The organism is Caldisericia bacterium, from assembly GCA_021158845.1.
Taxonomy (GTDB): domain Bacteria; phylum Caldisericota; class Caldisericia; order B22-G15; family B22-G15; genus B22-G15.
The window spans coordinates 1-2,614 of record JAGGSY010000134.1; the positions used below are offsets into that span (position 1 = coordinate 1).

A 2,614-nucleotide genomic window follows, 5' to 3' on the forward strand; every position below is an offset into this window, starting at 1 on the left:
CCTATATAGGACTTGTTCATTATCCTGTTTATGATAGAAAAGGAAGAGTTGTTGCCTCATCCATACTTCCCTATGACATTGTGGATATAAGCAGGCTCTCAAAGACATTTGGAGTAAAAACTCTTTATGTGGTGCATCCCTTTGACAATCAGAGAAGAGCCATTGAAAGAATAATAAACTTCTGGACAAGAGGGGGAGGGAGGTTTTTTAATAGATACAGGAGAGAGGCTTTAAAACTTGTGAAACTCTCCTCTTCCCTTGACGAGGTTATCTTGGATATTGAGAGAAAAGAAAGGGTTAAACCTATTATTATATTCACAAGTGCAAAATCCAGTAAAGAAGAGATAACTTTTAAAAAACTAAGGGAAATACTCAAAAAACATCCCATTCTAATCCTTTTTGGCACAGGGTGGGGAATGGTAAGAGAGAAGATACCATTTGACTATCAACTTGAGCCAATAAAAGGCTATCCTAAAGGGAATAAATACAATCATCTCTCCGTTAGAAGTGCCTGTGCCATAATTCTTGATAGATTATTTAACAGGTAAAAATAGTGATAAAATAAAAACAAAAAGAGAGGAGGAGGAATGAAAAAAATCATCCTTTTATTAATCTTAACTTTAATCTTTGTCTCTTTGGACTTGAAAATTTCTAACTCTCAAGAGACAGGATGGAGAACATATAGAGGTACGAATGAGAGACTGGGTTGCTCAGATGAGGAGTTTAGGCCTCCACTTGAGGAAAAATGGCACTATCTTGGTAATGCACTCTTCACTTCTCCTATAGCAGTTGATGATGTGGTATATGCAGGATGTGGTGATAAATCGTTATATGCTTTTGATAAAAGAAGCGGTGATGTTCTCTGGACATTTGATACAGATGGAGCAATAATTGGAACACCAGCATTTAGCGATGGAAAATTGTATTTTGGCTCCATTGATGAAAACTTCTATTGTGTTGATATCTCAAACCACGAAAAATACCTATGGAAGATGCGGGTTTATTCAAAAATTACAACAGCTCCTCTTGTAACAAACCATTATGTTTACTTTGGAGCAGAGAATGGGATAGTTTACTGTGTAGATAAGGATACCGGTGATCTTGTATGGAACTATTCAACAGGTGGAAAAATAAACTCAGCAATAAGCGGAGATGATAGAGGAATTTACTTTGTATCTCAGGATGGTTATTTATATGCTCTTCATCCGTTAACTAAAGAAGTTTTATTTAAAAAACTTGTAGGTAAGAATGTTAAAGCTACGCCTGTTATTCTTGGAGATTATGTTTATTTACTGAATACATCTGGACAGTTCAGGGCGTTAAATAGAGAGAATAAAGGACATCAGGATTGGTATTTTAATCTTAATGAGGATACCGTGACAACACCAGCAATTTCAGGTGATTTGGCAGTTATTGCTGGAATACATGGAAAAGTTGCATGTATAGATTTAAAAACAGGGAAAGCCAAATGGACAAGAAACCTTCCATCAGGATTTGATGCCTCTCCTGTTGTGACAGATAGATATGTATTCATCGGCGATAAAACAAGCACACTTTACATGCTATCTCTTGAAGATGGAACTATCTCCTGGCAGGAAAAGTTTGATAAAGGCTTCCACACAGATTTTTGTCTCTATAAGGATTATCTTTTCACAACAGGAGAAGATTTCTCAGTAAGAGCTTTCTCCTCTCAGCCACCACCATACTTGAAGGTTGAACCCACAACTCTTGACTTTGGAGAAGTTGATGTAGATTCTAAAATGACTCTCTCCTTCAGAATCACAAACACAGGTGGTGGTACACTTACAGGAACTATAGAGCCTTCTCTTTTCTGGATAAAGGTCTATCCTCGTGAATTCACTGGAAACGATGTAATAGTTAAAGTAACAGTTGATACTGAAGGATTTGATCCTGAAAAGAAGTATCAGGGTAAAGTAATTGTAAAATCAAACGGTGGAAATCAGGATGTTCTAATTGTCCTAAAAACAAAGGGGCTCCCACCAAAACTTTCAGTTACTCCAAAACTACTTGACTTTGGAACCATAAATGCAGGTGGAAAAAAGAATATGGCTCTATTTATAAAGAATTTAGGGGGAGGAGAACTTAATGGAACTTTATCAACAGATGTCAAATGGGTGGAACTATCCTCCCTTAACTTCAAAGGAAACGATGTAAAAATCATGGTAACAATAAACGCAGAAACTCTTAAGGCAGGAGAAAGCTATAAAGGTCACATATATATTGAAAGCAATGGTGGAGATGAAACAGTTGAGTTGAATGTTAAGGTTGTTGAAGCAAATCCAGAGATTACAGTGGATACTATAAATTTGAATTTCGGGGAGATAGAAAAAGGTTCTTCTGAAACAAGGGTCTTTACCATATCAAACAAAGGTGGAGGAACACTTGAAGGAACATTAAAGACTTCTGCCCCGTGGATAATTTTAAGTCAGACAACTTTCTCAGGTAATAGCATAAGAATCACAGTTAGAATTGACTCAAGCAATTTAGAAAGAGGTAAATACTACACTGGCACAATAAAAATAAGCTCCAATGGAGGCTTAAAAGTTATAGATGTTTATGTAAAGATAAAAGAAGAAAAGATAGTCCTTAAACT

General features: G+C 36.2%; 2 protein-coding genes. Both read left to right on the plus strand.

Annotated features, from left to right (window positions below; genetic code table 11):
* The coding region (locus tag J7J33_04920; protein ID MCD6168629.1) for an RNA methyltransferase at nucleotides 1–548 on the plus strand (548 nt) is incomplete at its 5' end.
* A gap of 39 nt (nucleotides 549–587) precedes the next feature.
* Nucleotides 588–2,614: PQQ-binding-like beta-propeller repeat protein (locus tag J7J33_04925; GenBank protein MCD6168630.1), on the plus strand; the 2,027-nt coding region annotated here is incomplete at its 3' end.